The sequence below is a fragment of the Saccharothrix sp. genome (genome assembly GCF_031180885.1).
In the GTDB taxonomy this organism is placed as follows: domain Bacteria; phylum Actinomycetota; class Actinomycetes; order Mycobacteriales; family Pseudonocardiaceae; genus Actinosynnema.
Genome location: NZ_JAPSLK010000035.1, coordinates 51249 through 72601, shown reverse-complemented (window position 1 = coordinate 72601; position 21353 = coordinate 51249). Strand labels below are relative to the sequence as shown.

The 21353-nt window shown below is 70.6% G+C and carries 14 protein-coding genes; 8 read left to right on the top strand and 6 right to left on the bottom strand.

Annotated elements, in window-relative coordinates:
* The first annotated feature begins 37 nt into the window (after positions 1–37).
* The 5 genes from RIN75_RS30035 (at position 38) to RIN75_RS30015 (ending at position 7582) form a co-directional block, all read left to right on the top strand.
* Entirely contained in the window at positions 38–1075 is a 1038-nt protein-coding gene (locus tag RIN75_RS30035) for a LacI family DNA-binding transcriptional regulator (protein WP_309115408.1), read from the top strand.
* 186 nt (positions 1076–1261) lie between these two features.
* Positions 1262–3256 (top strand): beta-galactosidase, encoded by a 1995-nt coding sequence (locus RIN75_RS30030; protein WP_309115407.1) that lies wholly within the window; start codon positions 1262–1264, stop codon positions 3254–3256.
* A 4-nt stretch (positions 3257–3260) separates the two neighbouring features.
* Complete coding sequence (locus tag RIN75_RS30025) at positions 3261–4748, top strand: glycoside hydrolase family 43 protein (RefSeq protein ID WP_309115406.1); 1488 nt, start codon at positions 3261–3263, stop codon at positions 4746–4748.
* Between the two features lie 32 nt (positions 4749–4780).
* Positions 4781–6871 (top strand): beta-galactosidase, encoded by a 2091-nt coding sequence (locus RIN75_RS30020; protein ID WP_309115405.1) that lies wholly within the window; start codon positions 4781–4783, stop codon positions 6869–6871.
* A 15-nt stretch (positions 6872–6886) separates the two neighbouring features.
* The gene (locus RIN75_RS30015; RefSeq protein ID WP_309115404.1) at positions 6887–7582 is read left to right on the top strand and encodes a hypothetical protein; all 696 of its coding nucleotides are present in this window, start codon (positions 6887–6889) and stop codon (positions 7580–7582) included.
* A 61-nt stretch (positions 7583–7643) separates the two neighbouring features.
* Here RIN75_RS30015 and RIN75_RS30010 read toward each other — a convergent pair whose 3' ends face one another.
* Positions 7644–8744 carry a ricin-type beta-trefoil lectin domain protein gene (locus RIN75_RS30010; protein ID WP_309115403.1) on the bottom strand — a complete coding sequence of 367 codons (1101 nt, stop codon included), beginning with the start codon at positions 8742–8744 and terminating at the stop codon, positions 7644–7646.
* A gap of 494 nt (positions 8745–9238) precedes the next feature.
* On the opposite strand from RIN75_RS30010, the gene RIN75_RS30005 reads away from it, so the two are divergent.
* Together RIN75_RS30005 and RIN75_RS30000 are read left to right on the top strand one after the other, a co-directional pair.
* On the top strand, positions 9239–10357 hold the full coding sequence (locus RIN75_RS30005; RefSeq protein WP_309115402.1) for a mandelate racemase/muconate lactonizing enzyme family protein: 1119 nt from the start codon (positions 9239–9241) through the stop codon (positions 10355–10357).
* Between the two features lie 83 nt (positions 10358–10440).
* Positions 10441–12798, top strand: a complete 2358-nt coding sequence (locus RIN75_RS30000; RefSeq protein ID WP_309115401.1) for a ricin-type beta-trefoil lectin domain protein — start codon at positions 10441–10443, stop codon at positions 12796–12798.
* A 454-nt stretch (positions 12799–13252) separates the two neighbouring features.
* Here the strand turns inward: RIN75_RS30000 and RIN75_RS29995 are convergent, their stop codons facing one another.
* The 3 genes from RIN75_RS29995 to RIN75_RS29985 are packed head-to-tail and all read right to left on the bottom strand — an operon-like array spanning position 13253 to position 16336.
* Positions 13253–14074, bottom strand: a complete 822-nt coding sequence (locus tag RIN75_RS29995; protein ID WP_309115400.1) for a carbohydrate ABC transporter permease — start codon at positions 14072–14074, stop codon at positions 13253–13255.
* A gap of 1 nt (position 14075) precedes the next feature.
* Positions 14076–15038, bottom strand: a complete 963-nt coding sequence (locus tag RIN75_RS29990) for a sugar ABC transporter permease (protein ID WP_309115399.1) — start codon at positions 15036–15038, stop codon at positions 14076–14078.
* 35 nt (positions 15039–15073) lie between these two features.
* Entirely contained in the window at positions 15074–16336 is a 1263-nt protein-coding gene (locus tag RIN75_RS29985; protein ID WP_309115398.1) for an extracellular solute-binding protein, read from the bottom strand.
* A gap of 128 nt (positions 16337–16464) precedes the next feature.
* Between RIN75_RS29985 and RIN75_RS29980 the strand changes: the two genes are divergently transcribed.
* Complete coding sequence (locus tag RIN75_RS29980; RefSeq protein WP_309115397.1) at positions 16465–17241, top strand: FadR/GntR family transcriptional regulator; 777 nt, start codon at positions 16465–16467, stop codon at positions 17239–17241.
* Between the two features lie 1197 nt (positions 17242–18438).
* Here RIN75_RS29980 and RIN75_RS29975 read toward each other — a convergent pair.
* Both RIN75_RS29975 and RIN75_RS29970 read right to left on the bottom strand, forming a co-directional pair.
* Positions 18439–19779, bottom strand: coding sequence for a cellulose binding domain-containing protein (locus RIN75_RS29975; RefSeq protein ID WP_309115396.1), 1341 nt, complete (start codon positions 19777–19779; stop codon positions 18439–18441).
* Between the two features lie 95 nt (positions 19780–19874).
* Positions 19875–21320 carry a non-reducing end alpha-L-arabinofuranosidase family hydrolase gene (locus tag RIN75_RS29970; protein ID WP_309115395.1) on the bottom strand — a complete coding sequence of 482 codons (1446 nt, stop codon included), beginning with the start codon at positions 21318–21320 and terminating at the stop codon, positions 19875–19877.
* Positions 21321–21353: the final 33 nt, after the last annotated feature.

Sequence of the window (21353 nt, the reverse complement as noted above, 5' to 3'; positions counted from 1 at the left end):
CGCCGGGACGAAGTTCAACCGAGCAGGAGCATCACGCATGGTGACACTCGCCGATGTGGCCAGGCACGCGGGCGTGTCCGCGAGCACGGTCAGCTACGTGCTCAGCGGCAAGCGCACGATCTCCGAGGAGACCCGGCGCCGCGTCGAGCACGCGGTGGCCGAACTCGGGTACCACCCCAACGCCCGGGCGCGGGCGCTGGCCGCCCGCCGCTCCCACATCGTCGCGCTCGTGGTGCCCCTGCGCTCGGACGTGTACGTGCCGATCATGATGCAGATCGCCATCTCGGTCACCATCGCCGCCCGCCAGCACGGGTACGACGTCCTGCTGATCACCAACGACGAAGGACCCGAGGGCGTGCGGCGGGTGGCGTTGAGCGGGCTGGCGGACGGCGTGATCCTCATGGACGTCGAGCTGGACGACAAGCGCATCCCGGTGCTGCGCGAACTGGGCACCCAGGCCGCGCTGATCGGGCTGCCCGACGACCGGGCCGGGCTGTCCTGCGTCGACCACGACTTCGCCGCCGCCGGCGCGATGTGCGCGGACCACCTGGCCGACCTGGGCCACCGCGAGATCGCGTTCATCGGCTACGGGACGGGCACCTACCAGCGGCACGCCGGCTACGCCGAGCGGACCCTGGCCGGGTTCCGCAAGCGGGCGGAGGAACGCGGTCTGCGCTTCGTGCACCGGCCGTGCGAAGGCACCTACGAGAGCACCGCCGGGACGCTGGCCCGCATCCTGTCCGACCGGCCCGGCACCACCGGGTTCGTGGTGCAGAACGAGGGCGCCATCGGCCCGCTGCTCAGCCTGCTGCGCACCAGCGGGCGGACCGTGCCCGAGGACGCCTCGGTGGTCGCGCTGTGCCCGGAGATGCTCGCCGAGCAGTACGCGCCCAGCCTGACCGCGGTCACCGGCCCGGCCCAGGAACTCGGCCGGGTCGCGGTCGAGCACGTGATGAAGCGGATCACCGCGGCCGGCCGGGGCCAGCGGCCCGACGACGAACTGGTCCTGCTCAGCCCCGTGCTGACCGTCCGCGAGAGCACCGGCCCCGCACCCGAACGAGACCCCGAGACCTGATCCCACGCAGGCACGCGCGAGGCCCCACGCGGTGTGGGGCCGGCCCCGCCGTGCCCGAAAACCGCCAGGAGCTTCACCATGCACACCCCGGGCACCCTCACTGTCTCATTGCCGCGACTCCGTCGCGGCGGGCGAGGCCACGGGGCAGTCGGCTCATCGCGCGGCCTCCCGCTCCGATCGAACGACATGATCGGAGCGGGAGGCCGCGCGACAAGCGGACGCGGCCTCGCCGACCGGCTCGGCGGCCTCGCGTTCGGCGGCGACTACAACCCCGAGCAGTGGGACGAGGAGGTGTGGGCCGAGGACGACGAGTTGATGCGCCGGGCGCGGGTCAACCTCGCCACGGTCGGCGTCTTCTCGTGGGCGCTGCTGGAGCCCGAGGAGGGCCGCTACGAGTTCGGGTGGCTGGACGAGCACCTCGACCGCCTGCACGCCAACGGGGTCGCCGTCGACCTGGCCACCCCGACCGCGTCACCGCCCCCGTGGTTCACCCTCGCCCACCCCGACGCCCTGCCGGTCACCCCGGACGGCGCCCGCCTCACCCACGGCAGCCGCGACACCTACTGCCTGGCCGCCCCCGCCTACCGCGCCGCCGCCCGCGGCATCGCCGACGCCCTCGCCCGGCGCTACGGCGACCACCCGGCCGTGGCGCTGTGGCACGTGCACAACGAGTACGCCACCTTGTGCTGGTGCGACCACACCGCGGAGGCGTTCCGGGGGTGGCTGCGCCACAAGTACCGCGCCCTGCACGCGCTCAACGACGCCTGGGGCACCGCGTTCTGGAGCCAGCGCTACCACGACTGGGACCAGATCATGCCGCCGCGCGCCACCCAGTGGCACCACAACCCCGGCCAGACCCTGGACTTCCGCCGGTTCTTCTCCGACCTGGCGCTGCAGGCCTACCGCGACCAGCGCAACGCGATCCGCGCCCACAGCGACCGCCCGGTGACCACCAACCTCATGCTGCCCGGCTACCAGAACCTCGACCTGTGGGCGTTCGGCCGCGAGGTGGACGTGGTGGCCGTCGACCACTACCCCGCCGCCCCGGGCGTCGACGCGGCTGCGGACACGGCGTTCGGCGGGGACCGGGCGCGGTCCTTCGGCGGCGGCCGGCCGTGGCTGCTGATGGAGCAGGGCACCAACACCGTGTACGCGGGCGACCGGACGCTGGCGAAGGAACCGGGCGAGATCTTGCGCCACAGCCTGAGCCACATCGCACACGGGTCCGACGGCGCGTTGTTCTTCCAGTGGCGCCAGTCCAAGGCGGGCGCGGAGACCTGGCACTCGGCGATGGTCCCGCACGCCGGGCCGGACAGCCGGATCTTCCGCGAGGTCACCGAGTTGGGCGCGGTGGTGGACCGGTTGCGCGAGGTGGCCGGGTCGACGGTGACCGCGCAGGTGGCCGTGCTGCACGACGCCGACGCCTGGTGGGCGCTGAACGTCGAGAGCATGCCCTCGTCCGCACTGGACTACCACACCACCCTGAAACGGGCGCACCGCGCGCTGTGGGACGCCGGGGTGGTCACCGACTTCGCCCACCCGGAGCACGAGCTGGACCGCTACCGGCTCGTGGTCGCGCCCGCGTTGTTCCTGCTGTCCGACGCCGGCGCGGAGAACCTGCGCCGCTACGTCGAGGGCGGCGGCACGCTGCTCGTCCAGCACTTCGCCGGCGCGGTCGACGAACGCCTCCACGCCCGTCTCGGCGGCTACCCCGCGCCGGCGCTGCGCGAGGCCCTGGGCATCCGGGTCGAGGAACTGCGGCCGTTGCGGCGCGACGAGAAGATCACCCTGTCCGACGGCACCCGCGCCGCGGAGTGGAGCGAATCCGTGCAGTTGGCGGGCGCTGAGGCGGTCGCGTCCTACACGCACGGGATGCTCGCCGGCCGGCCCGCGCTCACCCGCCACCGCTTCGGCGCGGGCCACGGCTGGTACCTGTCCACCGTCCCGGACCCCGAGGACCACACCGCGCTGGTCCACCGGCTGCTGGCCGAGGTGGGGGTGGTGTCCGCGTGGCCACCCGGGGTCGAGGCGGTCACCCGCGGCCGGTTGTTGTTCCTGCTCAACCACGGCGCGGACACCGTGCCGCTCCCCCGGCCCGCGCACGACCTGGTCACCGACCGGGTGGTGGCGGACGTCCCGCCCGGCGGCTGCGCCGTGCTCCGCACCGATGAAGGGGCCTGACCCGATGGGCAAGTTCACCAACCCCGTGCTCCCCGGCTGCCACCCCGACCCGAGCGTGTGCCGGGTCGGCGAGGACTACTACCTGGCCTGCTCCAGCTTCGAGTACTTCCCCGGCGTGCCGATCTTCCACAGCCGAGACCTGGTGCACTGGACGCAGATCGGCAACGCGCTGGACCGGCCGTCGCAGCTGCGCCTGCCGCTGGACAGCCCGTCGTCGGCGGGCGTGTACGCGCCGACCCTGCGCCACCACGACGGCCGGTTCTGGCTGATCACCACCAACGTCAGCGGCGGCGGCAACTTCCTGGTCACCGCCACCGACCCGGCCGGGCCGTGGTCGGAGCCGGTGCCGCTGCCCGACCTGCCCGGCATCGACCCGGACCTGGCGTGGGACGCCGACGGCACCTGCTGGTGCACGGTCGCGGGCGTGGCCCAGGTCCGGATCGACCCGGACACCGGGCAGGTGCTCGGCACGCCGCAGCGGATCTGGTCCGGTGCACCCGGCGCGAAGGCCCCGGAAGCGCCGCACCTGCACCACATCGGCGACCATTGGTACCTGCTGATCGCGGAGGGCGGCACCGAGCGCGGCCACGCGGTGTCGATCGCCCGCGCTCCCACGCCGTCCGGGCCGTTCAAGCCGTGCCCGACCAACCCGGTCCTGACCCACCGGGGCACCGACGAGCCCGTCCAGAACACCGGGCACGCCGATCTCGTGCAGGGGCCGGACGGGTCGTGGTGGATGGTGCTGCTCGGCGTCCGGCCGCGCGGCGGCACCCCCGGTTGGCACGTGCTGGGCCGCGAGACGTTCCTCGCGCCGGTGACCTGGGAGGACGGCTGGCCGGTCGTCGGGCCGTTGGTGTTGGAGGGCAGTGTGCCGTGGCCGCTTGAGCCCGGCCCGGTCGTGCCCGTCCGCGACGACTTCGACCAGGCGGCGCTCCACCCGTCGTGGATCTCCCTGCGGGATCGGCGTGAAGAGCACTGCACGACCGGGCAACGTCCGGGGTGGCTGACCCTGCACGCGCGTGGCGAGTCGTTGGACGCCCTCGACGCCGTGTTCGTCGGCCGCCGCCAACAGCACCTGTCGTGCCGGGCGCGGACGCTCGTGGATGCCAGAGGGGGCACTGGAGGTCTCGCTGTTCGGCTGGACGAGGAGCACCACTACGAGATCGAGGTCGGCGACGGCCAGGTGCGGGTGATCGCGCGGGTCGGGTCGCTGAAGAGCGAGGTGGCGTCCCGCGCGGTGCCGGCCGGGCCGGTGGTGCTGGGTGTGGACGTGTGCGAGCGCAAGACTTTCCGCGACGCGCGGACCGGCCCGGACACCGTCTTCTTCGGCATCGAGGAGTCCGACGGCACGTTCACCGCCCTGGCCGGGTTGGAGGGCCGCTACCTGTCCACCGAGGTGGCGGGCGGGTTCACCGGTCGGGTCATCGGCCTGTACGCGGCCACGGGCACCGTCCACTTCGACTGGTTCGACTACACGCCCCTCGACTCCTGACGCCCTTCGACCCCTGAGCACAGGAGGCCGCCGTGCCCGCCCTGCCCCCGCACGTCCTGTTCGGCGCCGCCTACTACCACGAGTACCAGCCCCATGACCGGCTCAAGACCGACCTCGACCTGATGGTGGAGGCCGGGTTCACCGTCATCCGGGTCGGCGAGTCGGTGTGGTCCACCTGGGAGCCGGAGAACGGCCGGTTCGACCTCGACTGGGTGCAGCCGGTGCTCGACGGCGCGCACGAGCGCGGCATCGCGGTCGTCCTCGGCACGCCCACCTACGCCGTGCCGCCGTGGCTGTCCCGGCAGTACCCCGAGATCGCCGCCGAGCACGCCACCGGGCAGCGCCTCGGCTGGGGCGCCCGCCAGGAGGTCGACTTCACCCACCCGGCGTTCCGGTTCCACGCCGAGCGGGTGAGCCGCGAGATCCTGGCCCGCCACGCCGCGCACGCGGCGGTGATCGGCTTCCAGGTCGACAACGAGCCGGGCCTGCGGCTGCCGCACAACCACGGGCTGTTCCAGCGGTTCGTGGACCACCTGCGGCAGCGGTACGGGACCGTGGAGGCGCTCAACCGCGAGTGGGGGCTGGTGTACTGGTCGCACCGGCTGTCGACCTGGGCGGACCTGTGGACGCCGGACCACAACGCCCAGCCGCAGTACGACGTGGCGTGGCGGGCGTTCCAGGCGCGGCAGACCACCGAGTTCGTGGCCTGGCAGGCCGAGATCGTGCGCGAGTACGCCCGGGACGACCAGTTCGTCACGACGTGCATCTCCTACCAGCACCCGGCGTTCGACGACGACGAACTCACCGACGCCTTGGACGTCACCGCCGGCAACCCGTACTACGACATGCAGGACGGCCTGGCCCTGCCCGACCCGACGCCCGACGACCACGAGCAGGTGTGGAAGACCACCGGGGTCTGGGCGCTGTTCCAGAGCGCCGACCGGATCTTCTCCTCCCGCCAGGAACCGTTCCTGGTCACCGAGACCAACGCGCAGGCGATCAGCAGCCCGTGGGACAACAAGCCCGGGTACGACGGCCAGTGGCGGCAGGCGGCGTGGGCGCTGGTCGCGCGCGGCGCGCGGATGGTCGAGTACTGGCACTGGCACACCCTGCACTTCGGCGCGGAAACCCACTGGGGCGGCGTCCTGCCGCACAGCGGGCGGCCGGGCCGGGTGTACGCCGAGATCGCCCGCCTGGGCGCGGAGTTCCGGACCGCCGGCGACCTGGTGGCCGGGATCGAGCCGGACGCCGACGTCGCGCTGGTGTTCTCGATGCCCACCAAGTGGCTCATGCAGAAGTACCCGCCCCTGGCCACCCCGGCCGGTGGGCCGGACCCGGCCGCGTACCACCGCATCCTCAACCCGTTCTACCGCGGTGTTCTCGAGGCCGGCCGCCAGTGCCGCGTCCTGCACGCCCGGCAGCTGCACGACTCGCCCCCGGAAGCGGCGGCCCGCCGCCACCCCGTGCTGATCGCGGCCGGCCTGTACCTGGCCGACGACGCCACCCTGGACTGGCTGGCCGCCTACGCCCACGCCGGCGGCCACCTCGTCCTCGGCCCCCGAACGGGCTACGCCGACCACGAGGCCCGCGCCCGTCCTGAGCCCGCTCCCCCGCGCCTGGTGGAGGCAGCCGGCGTCCACTACGACGAGTTCAGCAACCTGTCCACCCCGCTCCCGGTGCGCTTCCTCGACTCGTCAGGGGGTGGCACCCTGTGGGTCGAAGGTCTGTCCACAGTGGACGCCGAGGTCCTGGCGACCTACGACCACCCCCACTTCGGCCGCTGGCCCGCCATCACCACCCGGGCCCACGGCGCCGGCCGGGTGACGTACGTCGGCACCGTGCCGGACCGCCCGCTGGCCCGCGCACTGGCCGCCTGGCTGGTCCCGACCCCGGTGAGCGGCTGGTCCGACCTGCCGGAGTCGGTCACCGCGAGCACCGGGACGTCCCCGGACGGCCGCCGCGTGCACGTCGTGCACAACTGGAGCGCCACCCCGACTTCCGCTGTCGTGCCGCACGACCTCACCGACGCCCTGTCCGGCGAAGTCGTCGCGGCACAACAGCCACTGCACCTGGGCGCACGGGACGTCCGGGTCCTCAAGGCTCCGCCGCACATCCATCCCTGACTCAATGGAGAGCACATGATGGGCAAGTTGATCCGAACGACAGCCCTCGCGGCCGCGACCCTGCTCGCGGTCACGATCACCGCGCCCACCGCCCAGGCGGCCACCTTCGAGTCCTCGGACAAGTGGGCGACCTGGTCCAACGGCGGTTACACGGTCCGCAACAACGTGTGGGGCAGCGGCGTCGGGTTCCAGGCGATCTGGGCCAACTCGTACAGCAACTGGGGCGTGTGGGCCAACCACCCGAACACCGGCGGGGTGAAGTCCTACCCGCACTCCGGCAAGAACATCGGCCGACCGCTCAGCCAGATCGGCGGCATCAGCAGCAGCTTCAACGTCACCGTGCCCAGCGGCGGGGCGTACACCACCACGTACGACATCTGGGCGCAGAACCACGCCTACGAGATCATGGTGTGGATGAACAAGTTCGGCGCCGTCGGACCCATCGGCGGCTACCAGACCACCGCGACGGTGGGCGGGCACAGCTGGGACGTCTACCGGGGTTCCAACGGGTCCAACGCGGTGTTCTCCTTCGTCCGGCGGGGCAACACCAACGCCGGGACGGTGGACCTGAAGGCGGTGCTGGACTGGATCCGGGCGCGGGGCTGGTACGGCGACGTGACGGTCGGCGAGGTGCAGTTCGGCTTCGAGATCACGTCGTCGAGCGGCGGGATGGACTTCCGCAGCAACAGCTTCTCGATCTCGAACTGGTGAGTCGGTGAGGTTCGCTGCCCCGCGGAGCTTGCCTTCGCGGGGCAGCGAACTGGTTTTCAGGTCAGATCCGCCACTGCTGGTTGGTCGCGCCGGTGCAGGTCCACAGCTGGAGCTTGGTGCCGTTGGCGGTGCCGTAGCCGGCGGCGTCGAGGCACAGGCCGGACTGCACGTTGGTGATGGTGCCGTTGGAGTTGACGTTCCACTGCTGGTTCGCGCCGCCGTGGCAGTCCCAGATCACGACCTGGGTGCCGTTCGACGTGCCGGCCCCGGAGGCGTCGAGGCACTTGTTGCCGTAGACGGTGAGCTGCTTGCCGCTGGTCTGGGTCCACTGCTGGTTGGTGCCGCCGTGGCAGTCCCAGAGCTGGAGCTGGGTGCCGTTGGTCGTGGTCGAGCCCGGGACGTCCACGCAGCGCCCGGAGGGGACCCCGACGATCCGCTTGCCCGGCGCGACCGGGTCGCCGATGCTGCCGGGCACCGAGCGCAGGGCCGCGTACCAGGTGGCGGCCATCTTGTCGTAGCCGTTGGCGGTCGGGTGGACGCCGTCGATCAGGTCGGCGGTGGTGAGGGCGGCGTGCATGTCGACCAGGCGGACGCGCTTGCCCGCGTTGACCTTGCTCTGCACCATGCCGGGGATGGTGGCGTTGTAGGCGCGGGCGGCGGATTCCTGGCCGGCGTTGGAGATCGGGATGATCGTCGCGACGAACACGTCCGCGTTGGGGACGGTCGCGGTGATCTTGTCGACGAGGGCGCTCAGTCGGGCCGGTGCGCCGGAGAGGTTGTAGTTCTGGAGGACGTCGTTGGTGCCGATGTGCAGCAGGACGGTGCGGGGGTTGGTGTTGCGCAGCCAGGTGACGACGTTCGCGTCGATCTGGTCGATGCGCCAGCCCGGGTGGCCCTGGTGGTCGTGGTCGCCGAGTGAAGCGGGGCCGTTGAACTGCGAGCCCACGAAGTCCACCCGGTAGTTCCCGGACCCGAACCGCTGCCACAGACCGATCCGGTAGCCGCCGGGGATCTGGGTGCCTTCGGTGATCGAGTCGCCCAGCGGCATGACCCGGGTGCCGCCGTTGGACTCGGCGTGGGCGGGGGTGGGGGCGGTGGGCAGCAGTGCGGCGGCGACCAGGGCGGCAGCGAAGGCGGACAACCGCCTCAACCGTGCGCGCATCGGGTTCTCCCTCATCGTCGAGGCGGCGATGTTAACGCTAACAGTGGACTGGAGGCGGAGACGCGGTGTCAAGCAATCGACCACTTGAGACGATCACGCGCAAGGACGAATAGCGGCACACCCACGCCATGCCGAACCCCGTGCCCCGCCAACCCACACCAAGCCGAGCCAACCGCGCGCCAAGCCGAGCCGGCCACGCGGGCGAGGCCGGCCACGCGGGCAGTGAGGCGGCGCGAGTTCGGCGGGCGCGGCGCAGGCTCGGGCCGGCGCAGGCTCGGCCCCGCGCAGGCGCAGCCCCGGCGCGGCACGGCGCGGCTCACGCTCGGCGCAGCTCGACGCGGCATGGCACGCCGCGGCACGGCTCGACGTGGCGCGGGCTCGGCGCGGCGGTCCGGGGTGGCGCGGGTTCGGGAAGGCGTTGACGGCATACGTCATACGAGTTACGTTTCCGTCACGACGGCGGAGTGGCCGCCGCACCGGCAGGAGTGGGCGACGTGAAGATCACCGGGTACCGGACGCTCACCACCGTCCACGACTGGGGACGGCCCATCGGCGACGCCAACGGCACCTTCGACGACGGCCTCGTCCCCGTGCCCCTCCTCCTCGTCGACACCGACGAAGGCATCACCGGCGTGGGCCTCGGCGCGCACATCGGACTCGACACCGTGTTCAGCGCCGTAGTGGGCGAAGACCCCCGCGCCGTCACAGCCCTCTACGACCGGATGCTGCGCCACACCTTCAAAGCCGGCCACGCGGGCGCGGTCTTCGGAGCCATCGGCGCGATCGACACCGCCCTCTGGGACATCAAAGCGCAAGCCGCCGACGAACCCCTGTGGCGCCTGCTGGGCGGCCGCGACCGCCGGGTCCCCGCGTACGCGTCCGGTTTGGACATCGCACTCGACGACGAACAACTCACCAACCTCTACCGCACCTACGCCGACCACGGTCTCCGGATGGCCAAGCTCAAGGGCGGCCTGGACGTAGAACGAGACCTGCACAGGCTGACCCTCATCCGCGACGTGCTCGGCGACCGCCCCGGCCTGATGCTCGACGCCAACGAGACCTGGTCGCGCAAGCAAGCCGTCCGGCACGTGGCCGAACTCGAACGAACCCTCGACCTGACCTGGGTCGAAGAGCCAGTACGACGCTGGGACGTAGAGGGACACGCGGTTGTCGGACGCGGGGTCCGCGCCGCGGTCGCCACCGGCGAGAACCTGACCGGGCTCGAACAGCACCGCGCGCTGATCGGGGCCGGCGCGGTGGACGTGGTGCAAACCGCGGCGGTCTGGGGGATCACGCACTTCCTCCGGGTCGCCGCACTCGCCCACGCCCACGACCTGCCGATCAGCCCCATCGGGTCCACGCCGGTCGGCCTGCTGCACGCCGCGACCGCCGTCCCCAACCACCTGGTCAGCGAATTGCAGGACCTCAGCCCACCACACGGCGTGTCGATCGACCACCACGTCGAAGGGGGCGCGTTCATCCTCGGCGACCGGCCGGGACTGGGCCTGCGCGTGGACGAGGAAGCGGTCGTCGCGCCCGGTCCGGCGGCTGTCGGGGGTCCGCACATCCGCCCGGACGACGCGGGTCGGCGGCTGCCGGCGCCGCGCTGAACAACCACCCGCGAACGAGGACGGGACCTCCGCCAACCCCGAAGGCCTCGGGTCGCGACCAACGCCAACTCGAGGAGGGTCCCTTGTCCCCATCCACCCCGATCCGAAGGGCGGTCGTCGTGCTGGCGGCGTTGGCCGCCGGGCTGGTGACGTCGCCGCCCACCGCCTCCGCGGCCACCACGACGCTCTACGCCTCCCCCACCGGCACCGGCACGAGCTGCTCACAAACGCAGCCCTGTTCGCTGTCCGCCGCCCAGGCCGCTGTTCGTTCGCAGGCCCCGACCATGTCCGGTGACATCGTGGTCCAGCTGGCCGACGGTGTGTACCGGCTCTCCCAACCGCTCCGGCTGACCGACGCGGACTCCGGCCGCAACGGCTACCGCGTCGTGTGGCAGGCCGCACCTTCCGCCCGGCCGGTTCTCAGCGGCGCCCGGGCGGTCACCGGGTGGACGCAGGTCGACGCCGGCCGCAACATCTGGCGGGCGTCCGTCCCGACCGGGCTCGACTCGCGCCAGCTCTACGTGGACGGCACGATCGCCACCCGCGCCCGCACCCAGGTCAACCGGTCCGACTTCTCCTTCGCCACCAACGGGATGCGGTTCTCCAACACCGCCCTCAACTACCTCAACAACCTGGCCGACCAGGGCCGCGTCGAGGTGGAGAGCGTCAACTCCTTCACCGACCGCTACTCCCCCGTGCAGAGCATCAGCGGGAACTTCCTCACCATGAAGCAGCCCGCGTGGAACAACAACACGTTCGGCTACGACACCCTGACCAGCCCGCACCGCGCGGGACCGTTCTACCTGGCCAACGCCTACGAGTTCCTGGACTCCCCGGGCGAGTGGTACGTCCGCCCCTCCGCCGGCCACCTGTTCTACATCCCGCGCGCCGGCCAGGACGTCAACGCCGCCAAGGTGGAACTCCCGACGCTCCAGTCCCTGGTCCAGGTCGGCGGCACCTACGACGCCCCGGCACACCACATCACGTTCAGCGGCATCACGTTCACCGGCACCAGCTGGCTCGGCCCCAGCAGCGACCAGGGCTTCGTCGACCAGCAGACCGGCGCGTACATGACGGGCAACTGGAACTGGCCCGCCGACCGGCTCACCTCGTGCCAGAACGGCTGCACCCAGTTCGAGGCGACCCGTCCGCACTGGGCGCAGATGCCCGCCGCCGTGCAGGTCTCGGCCGCGAACAACGTCACCTTCACCGACTCCCGGTTCCTCAACCTGGGCCAGACCGCGATCGGCATCGGCAACGACGCCAACGCGCACGGCTCCGGCGTCGGCCTCGGCGCGGCGAACATCACCGTGACCCGGTCGGAGATCGCGCACAGCTCGGCCGGCGGCGTCATCGTCGGCGGCGTGCGCGCGGACGCGCACCACCCGAGCGACCAGCGGATGGTCAACAAGGACATCACGATCAGCCAGAACCGCATCCACGACCTGGGCATCGAGTACCGGGGCAACGTCTCGGTCCTCAACACCTACGTCAGCACGGCGACCGTGTCGTACAACGAGGTCTACAACATGCCCTACAGCGGCATGTCCATCGGCTACGGCTGGGGCAGCAACGACGCGGGCGGCAGCAACCACTACGCCAACCGCGGCCTCTACAACTACCAGCCCCGGTACAGCACCCCCACGACCGCGTCGAACAACCGGCTCATCGGCAACTACATCCACGACGTCATGCAGCAGATGAACGACGGCGGCTGCATCTACACCCTCGCGTGGAACCCGGGCGCGCAGATCAACCAGAACTACTGCCTGCGCACCAACGGCTACTACGGCCTCTACTTCGACGAAGGTTCGCGCTACTACAGCGCGGTCAACAACGTGTTCTCCGCGACCGGCACCTGGGCCACCGCCAACTACTGGGGCGGCGAGAACATGGGCAACTGGACGCTGCGGGACAACTGGTCCACCAACGGCAGCAGCAACATCACCAACGGCGACCGCGGCAACGTGGTGTCCGGCAACATCACCGTCACCAACGGCAACTGGCCCTCCGGCGCGCAGACCGTGATGGCCAACGCCGGTCCGGGCGGCACCACCCCCACGCCGGGCACGACGATCGTGGGCGGCCAGTCGAGCCGCTGCATCGAGGTGCCGAGTTCCAGCAACGGCACCCAGGCCCGGCTGTGGGACTGCAACGGCGGCACCAACCAGCGGTGGACCCAGTCCGGCCGGCAGCTGATGATCCACGGCAGGTGCCTGGACGCCTCCGGGGCGGGCACCACCAACGGCACGGCCGCGATCATCTGGGACTGCCACGGCGGGACGAACCAGCAGTGGAACGTCAACGCCAACGGCACCATCACCAGCGCCCAGTCGGGCCTGTGCCTGGACGCCAGCGGCAACGCGACCGCGAACGGCACCCTGATCCAGCTGTGGACCTGCCACGGCGGCAGCAACCAGCAGTGGACCCTGCGCCAGTGACGACCCGCGGTGCGGAGGCCCTCCCCCTGCCTCCGCACCGCTTCCCTTTGTCCACCGCGACGGCCAACGCCCACCACCCCCATCGGCCAACGCCCACCACCCACCGGCCGGCGCTTTCGCCGCGCTCCGCGCGGCGGGCCGGCTCCCAGCCACGGCGGGGCTTCGGTTCCCCCACCGTATGGCCTGCCCGAAAGGGCTACCACGGATTCCCCGGGTGCAGCCAAAAGTTTTGCGAGGAACGAGCAAAAGTTTTTAGGGGCACCCGGGGAATCCGTGGTTGGCTTTGCCAGGCCATGCGGTGGGGGAACCGACGCCCTTCCCTCCCCCATCGGTGGTCTGCCCGCCGGCGAGGCGCTTGTGATCTTGAAAGCGCGCAGCGCGTTTGATCTTGAGAGCGCGCAGCGCGTTTGAAGAGCGCGAAGCGCGTTCCTCCTCCAGCAGCGCGAAGCGCCGGTCAGCCCTTGGTCGCCCCCGCGGTGACGCCCTCGGCGATCCGGCGTTGCAGGAACAGGTAGACCACCAGGACCGGCAGCGCCGCGATGAGCACACCGGCCGCGAACACCGGGATGTCGTCGGAGTACTGGCCCCGCAAGGAAGTCACGCCGACCATCAACGTCCGGTTCTCCGCGGACGGCATCATCAGCAGCGAGATCAGCACGTCGTTCCAGCAGAACAAGGCGTTGAGCACACCGACCGACACCAGCGCCGGCGCGCCGATCGGCAGCATGATCCGCCAGTACACCCCGTAGAGCGAGTTCCCGTCGATGCGCGCCGCGTCCACGATCTCCGAAGGCACGGTCGCGTAGTGGCCGGCCATCAGGAAGATCGTGAACGGCAGGAACTGCGCCACGTACGCGAGTATCAGCCCGGGGTAGGTGTCGACGAGACCGGCGTCGGACATGACCCGCGCCAACGGCACCATGATCACCTGGAACGGCACGAACAGCGCCGCCAGGCACCCCAGGAACAGCGTCGACGACCCGCGGAACTTCAGCCGGCCCAACGCGAAGCCCGCCATCGACCCGAGCAGGAGCAGCAGCGCCACCGAGCACGCCACGACGATCACCGAGTTGAGGAAGTACCGGGACGTCCCGACGTTCGTCCACGCCGACGTGAAGTTGTCCCACCGCAACGCGTCCGCCGGCGCGAACCGGTCCAGGACGTACTCGCGCCGGGTCTTCATCGCGACGTTCGTGGTGAACACCAACGGGTACACGGTGGCCACCGCGAGCGCGGCCATCGGCACCGCGGCGACCCACCTGGCCGAGCGGACCACGTCAGTCCTCCTTCCCGGTGCGGCGCAGGACGGCGACCTGGGCCAGCCCGACCACGAGCATCGCCACGAACAGCGCGGTGGACGCGGCGGAGGCCAGCGCCGGGCGGTCGAACCGGCCCTGCTGCATCCAGATGTAGTACTCGGGCAGGTAGGTCGAGCCCTCCGGGCCGCCGCCGGTCATCACGTAGAGCAGGCCGAACATCGAGGTCAGCATGCCGATCATGGTGGTGACGAAGACGAACTGGATGGTGCGGGTCAGGCCGGGCACGATCACGTGCCGCAGGGTCTGGACGAACGACGCGCCGTCCACCTTGGCCGCGTCGAGCAGGGACGGGTCGAGGGTGGAGAACCCGGCCAGGAACACCACCAGCGCCATGCCGAACGTGGCCCAGACGTGCACGCCGACCACCGCGAAGATCGCCACGTCCGGGTCGCCGAGCCAGTCCACCGGGGGCAGGCCGAGCCCGCCGAGCGCCGCGTTCAGCGGACCGTCGAAGGACAGCAGGAGGGTGAAGATCGCGCCGACGATCACCGGGGACAGGACGGCGGGGAAGAAGTAGACCCCGCGGTACACCCGGTGTCCGGGGACTTTGAGGTGGATGAAGGTCGCCAGCAGGCCCGGGATCGCCACCGCGATCGGCAGCAGCAGCACCAGGAGGCCGACGTTGCGCAGAGAGGTGCGGAACAGCGGGTCGTCCAGGAGAGCCAGGTAGTTGTCCAGGCCCACCGCCGTGCCATTGAGTTCGCCATCTCCCGTGAAGGAGAAGTTGATCCCGAGCACCAGCGGCCACAACCGGAGCAGCACGACGACCAGCACGGCCGGGGCCACCAGGACGAACGGGGCGAGGCGGTCGACCCGCCCCGCCCGCCTGGCCCGCCCCGCCCGCTTGGCCCGCCGGACCCGTCCGATCGGCCCCGCCTGCCGGCTCGGCACACCGGGCCGCCCGTCGCGTCGGCTCGGCACGCCAGCCGGCCCGGCCTGTCGGCTCGGCACCCCGGTCAGCCCGTCGTGTCGGAGGCGGCCAGTTGCGCCACCACGTCGTCCACCGTGGTCGAGCCGCTGAGCAGCTGCTGGGACAGCCGGCCCATCAGGTCGACGGTCTTGACCGGCAGCGCGACGTGGAGCGCGGGCTTGCCGGTCTTGATCGCCGAGACGATCGCGGTCGCCGCCGGACCCGCGGAGGACACGTCGATGCCCGGGTCGGACGCGATCGCCCCGGCCCCGGTGTGGAAGGCCTTCAGCGCGTCGGCCGAGGTCAGCGACCGGACCAGGTCGGCGGCGCGCTTCGGGTCCTTGGTCCACTTGGCGACGCCGTACCCGATGCCGCCGTCGTAGGGCAGGCTCGGCGTGGCGGCGGGGTTGACCACGGGCGCGGGCATGACGCCCAGGTCCGCCGGGTCGATGAACTCGCCGAAGTCCTTCCAGTGCCCCACGTCCGACACCAGACCGATGACGTGCGCGGCCTTGGCGGACTGGAAGACGGCGAACGCGTCGTTGAACATCGCGGTGGAGTTGGCGCCGTCGTTGTTCAACCCGCTGTCCCCGGCCTCCTTCCACAGCTCGAAGACCCGCTTCACGTCCGGCGAGGACCAGTTCCGCTTGCCGGCGATCCAGCTGTCGTACTCCTGCGGGGTCAGCACGGCCGAGCCCATCGCGGACAGGAAGAACTGGATGCCGATGCCCTCCTTGTTGCCCTGGGCGAAGCACCTCGCGCCGGTCTTCTCGGTGATGACCCGGCAGTCCTCGACGAACTCGGTCCAGGTCTTGGCGGGGGCGTTCGGGTCGAGCCCGGCCTTGTTGTAGAGCGCCTTGTTGAAGTACAGCGGGTGGCCTTGCAGGGTCACCGGGGCGGCGTAGGTCTTGCCGTCCTTGGTGAACGCGTCCCACCCGGCCAGCCGCGAGCGGTCGGCGGCGACGTGCTCGTCCAACGGCAGCAGGGCGTCCGCCCGGTCGCGGAGTTGGCCGCCGCCGTTGAAGAGGATGACGTCGGGCCCCTTCCCGGCCTGGATCGCCGCGCCGAGCAGCGTGTAGTACTGGTCGAACGGCTGGGCCACGAACTCGACCTCGACACCGGGGTGCTTGGCGGCGAAGTCGGCCTTGGCCTTCTCGACGTACCCGGCGACGTCGCCGTCACCGGACTTCCAGTCCCAGACGACGAGCTTCCCGTCCCCACCCCCCGACGAGGACTTGGAGGCACTGCCGCACCCGGCGACCAGCACCGCCGCGGCAAGGACGACGGACCACAGTGCGCGCTGCTTCATCGCTGCTCGCTCCCGGAAATGATCGACCGATCGGGCGAAGATCGCACGCGAACATAACTCGTATGACGTCTTACGTCAATGGTCCTACGTATACTGTCCGGACCCTTGGCAAACCGGAGGCACGAACGATGACGGCGACCGACGACGCCCCGAGCGCCCCGAGTTGGGCTCGCCGCCCGGCCAGCCTGGCCAAGGCCGTCACGGCCGAACTCGTGGAGCGCATCGTGCGCGGCGTCTACCCCTCCGGGACCGCGCTGCCGCCGGAACCGGTGCTGTGCGAGACGTTCTCGGTGAGCCGGACGGTGGTCCGCGAGTCGGTGAAGGTGTTGCAGGAGAAGGGCTTGGTGCAGGTCCGCCAGGGGTCCGGCACCACGGTGACACCGCCGGCGTTGTGGAACCTGCTCGACGAACTCGTCCTGGCCGCCACCATCGCGCAGGACGACAGCCTGGCGGTGCTGGACGACGTCGTGGTGACGAGGCGGCTGTTGGAGTCCGACATGGCCGCCGTGGCCGCTCGCACCGCGGACGAGGAGACCGTCGAGCGGCTGCGGATGTTGGTGGAGCGCATGGACGAGCTGGTGGACGACCCGGTGGCTTACCGGGAGCAGGACCGGGCGTTCCACGACACGGTCATGCAGGCGTCGGGGAACCGGATCGCGCGTGGTGTGGTGCGGGCGTTGGAGGGTCAGGTGATCAACACGGCCCGGTACACCGGTCGGAGTGAACGCGCGCTGTGCGTGGCGTCCAACATGGGGCACCGGGCGGTGTACGAGCGGATCGCGGCCCAGGACCCGACGGGGGCAGCCGAGGCCATGTTCACGCACATCACCGAGGCCTGGCTGGTTCGGCGGGACAACTCCGGCGACCCGACCCGCTTGGACCGACCCGCCACCCCCGACCCCTGACCACCCACCACTCCCCGACCACCCACACCCGCCTCGATCACCAGCCGCCCACACCACCCCTCCCATCACTGGCCGCCACCCGCAGGCACACCGCACCACCAACGCAACCGGCCGCGCGCTTTTACGGCGAAGCCGACTCCTCTACGGCAAAGCCGACTCCATTGCGGCGAAGCCGCTGCTTTTGCGCCGCTGGCGCTGCTTTTGGTCGGGCTTGCCAAGCCACAGGAAGGGCCTCGGTTCGTCCCCCGTACGGCCTGGGCGCAGCCCAACCGCGCTTTGGTCTTCTCCGCAACCAGCTTTTCCGGTTGCGGAGAAGACCAAAGGGTGGTTGCCTCCGGCAGGTCGTACGGGGGACGAACCGACGCCCGTCCACCCCCGGGGGCCTGCCGCGCGGCGAGCGCCGCTTGTAGCTTTTGATCCTTCAAGCTTTTGATCTTGAGAGCGCGCCAGCGCGTACGTCCCGAGAGCGCGTCAGCGCGTTCGAGAGCGCGAAGCGCGTTCCTCCTCCAGCAGCGCGGAGCGCGTTGCGTGACCACGCGCGAAGCGTGGATTTGAGCAGCGAAGCGCCGGTCTAAAGATTGAAAGAGCCTCGCCGGCGGGCGAGCCGCCAAGGATGACACAACTACAACTGCGGGGGCTTCTTGCTTGTGTCATCCCCGCATGACCCAATGCCGCTAACTTAAGGATGATCTTCGCACGTCAGCGCTGATTCAGATCAAGTTCAGATTGATCAACTTCCTGAGGGTGATGCCAGTCGGCGCGAGACTCGACCAGGGACTTTGCGCCAGCGTGGCCCCCATGCGTCCTAAGTGGACACTGCTACGGGCCCGCACAGGGCCCGGAGCACCCAAGAAGCGGGCTCTGACCAGCCGAAACCTTAAGTTAGCGGCATTGCCGCATGACCCGGCAAAGCCGACCACAGATTTCCCGGGTGCCGCTAAAAACTTTTGCTCGTTCCTCGCAAAACTTTTCGGCTGCACCCGGGAAATCTGTGGTAGCCCTTCGGGCGGGCCATACGGGGATGACACAAGCAAGAAGCCCGGGTTGAGGTGTGTGCCCCGGCGGCACTGCCCGACGGCGCTGCGCGCCGAAGAACAAGGGCGCTGCGCGCCTGAAGCACGCGCTGCGCGCCGAAAGCGACGAGCAGCGCTTCGCGCGAAGGGCGGCGTCCGCCACCCCTCGCGCGAAGCGTCCTGGTCAGGCCACTGTGCAGTTGGCGCCGTTGAGGGTAAACGTGGTCGGCTCGGCTGTGTTGCCGGTGTGGGTTGCCTGGAAGCCGATGCTCACCGACGCGTTCGGTGCGATGTCGGCGTTGTACCCGACGTTCCGCGCCGTCACCTGGCCGGAGTTGGGCGAGTAGGTCGCGTTCCAGCCGCTGGTGATCGTCTGGCCGCCCGGCAGGGTGAAGACCAGGGACCAGCCGCTGATCGGCGTGCTGCCGGTGTTGGTGATGACGATCTCCGACGTCAGGCCGGTGTTCCAGGCGTTGACGGTGTCGGTCACCCGGCAGGTCTCACCGGGCGGGTTGCCGGTCGTCGTCGTGGTGGTCGTGGTGGAGGTCGTCGTCGTGGTCGTGGTGGAGGTCGTGGTGGTGCTCGTGGGCGGGGTGTCGCCCTGGAACTGGGAGATGAACCGCCACGCCTCGGTCTTGGTCCACGTCCGGGCGCCGTCGTCGCAGCCGCAGCCCTCCACCGGGGCCGGGGCGTGGCCACCGTCGAAGGCCGCCCACTGGACCGGGTAGCCCGCCCGGCACGAGTACGTCGTGGTGATGTGCGTCCGGCTGCCCACGCCGGGTTCGCGGGGGCTCTGCGCGGCGCAGCCGTTGTTGCGGACGAACGTGTCGCGCAGGCCACGGCCCAGGGAGATGTTCAGGACGTTGTCCGAGATGCCGTGGATGCCGAAGTACGCGATCGGCTGGGTCCCGCCGGCGCACCCGCTCAGCTGCGCGCCCGCGTACACCACGACCGCGCGGAACACCGTCGCCCTCGCGCACGCCAGCGCGTAGCTCATGCCGCCGCCGTAGCTGAAGCCCATCGCGAACCGCAGCCTGGTGTCCACGCACAGGTCGCTCTCGACGCGCCGGATGATGTCGTCGACGAACGTGACGTCCTCGCCGCCCGAGTTCGCCCAGCCGGCGTTGAAGCCCTGTGGCGACACGAGGATCGCGCTGTTGTTCGACTGCTCCTGCATCCCGTAGTACGCCCAGGCCGCGCCGCTGCTGCCACCCGTGGCGACGTCGTTCATGCTGCCGCCGCGCCAGTGGAAGCCGAAGATCAGCCGGTACTGCCGGGTGTTGTCGTAACCGTCGGGGACGCGCAGCACGAACTGGCGGCTCTTGCCGCTGGTGGTGATCGTGTGCGTCCCGCTGCGCAGGGTCGGCGCCTTGCCGCAGCCGGCGCTGGCCGCCAGCGTGCCGACCGACGTGGACGAGGTGGACGAGGTGGCCTGGCTGACGCCGGCGACGACCGCCGTGGCGACCAGCGCCCCGACCAGGAGCACGGCGGCCGATGCCGGCCCGAAGAGTCTGTGCCTCGACATTGAGCAGCTCTTTTCTGCCGTTTACTAGGGGTTGCGTGCGGCGGCGGATGAGGGCGCGGGCGCCGCCGGGCAGGGACGGCGGGACCCGCGCGCCCTCAGCAGGTGGAGTTGGTCTGGGTCAGCAGACCCAGGCGCCAGGGCAGCCGGTTGTACTCACCGCCTGCGTTGGGGTCCAGCCCCTGGTACAGGTAGCTCAGCTTGCACGGGCTGATCTCCATCGTCTGGTCGACGTTGGTGCGCACCACCTCGCCGTGGCTGATGTCCCGGGTCCACTGTCCACTCGGGAACGTCACGTTGTTGGCGCGGGCGAACGGGTTGGCCTCGGTGTCGGCCAGCGCGGTCCACGGTCCGGTGATCTGCGGCGCGGTCCAGGAGCGGAAGTAGCGGCGGCCGTCGGTGCCGATGGCCTCGTGCACCAGCAGGTACTGCTGCTTGCCCGCGATCTTGTAGACGTTGGACGCCTCGAACAGCCGGTTCTTGTCGGCGTCCTGCATCGCGATCACGGTGTTGGTGAAGCCGTTGGGGAACTGCGACAGGCTCGTCTCCGACCGGTACAGGTGGCCGTTGTCGTCGGAGGAGAACAGGTAGCACTTGGCGCTGTCGCAGACGGTCCAGAAGTCCACCCAGTAGCCGTTGCCGATGTTGTCGCGGATGATCTGCGGCATCCCGTTGGCGTAGAAGCCGCGCGGCGCGGACCACGTCGCCGGGTTGGCGATGTCGGTGTTGGTGGAGTACGAGGCGTTGTCACCGGTCTGGTAGACCAGGTACCACAACCGTTGCGGCGCGAAGTAGAACACCTGTGGCGCGGCCTTGTACCCGCTGCCGATGGCCGTGCGGTCCAGGTAGTAGTGCGGGGCGGAGGACGCCTGCGACCAGTCGGTGAAGCTGGTGTACATCAGGTTGTAGCCGTTGGTGTAGGTCGAGGCGAACACGTGGTACTTGCCGTTGTGGTAGACCACGCTCGGGTCCTTGACCGCCACGTTGGGGTGCGTGGCGTCGGGCTTCGGGCTGATCAGGATGCCGCTGGAGGACCAGCGGAAGCTCGACGGCAGGCTGCCGACCGGCGGGGTGCCCGTGGTGGTGGTCGTGGTCGTGGTGGACGTGGGGATCACCCCTCCGGTGCACGGGGTTCCGTTGAGGCTGAAGGCTTCCGGCGCGGGGTTGCTGCCGGTCCACGAGCCGTTGAAGCCGAACTCGACCTTGCCGCCGGTGGGGATGGACCTGTTGTAGGACACGTTCTTCGCCGTCACCTGCGCGCCGCTCTGCGTCACGTCGGCGTTCCACGCCTGCGTCACCCGCTGGCCGGCGGCGAACGACCACGTGAGGGTCCACCCGTCGACCGCGTCGCCGACGTTGGTGATCACCACGTTCGCGGTGAACCCGCCCTGCCACTGGGACGGGGACGTGTAGGCGACCGAGCAGCCCGGCGCGGCCGAGGCCGGCGCGGAGACCGCCGTCAGCACGGACAGGGCGGCGACCGGCGCGAGCGCCGCGACGGCCACCTTGGCCCGCCGCGACGAGAAGCGTCGTATCGAGAGCATGACCAGACCTTCCTGGATCGGTCGGCAGGCGGG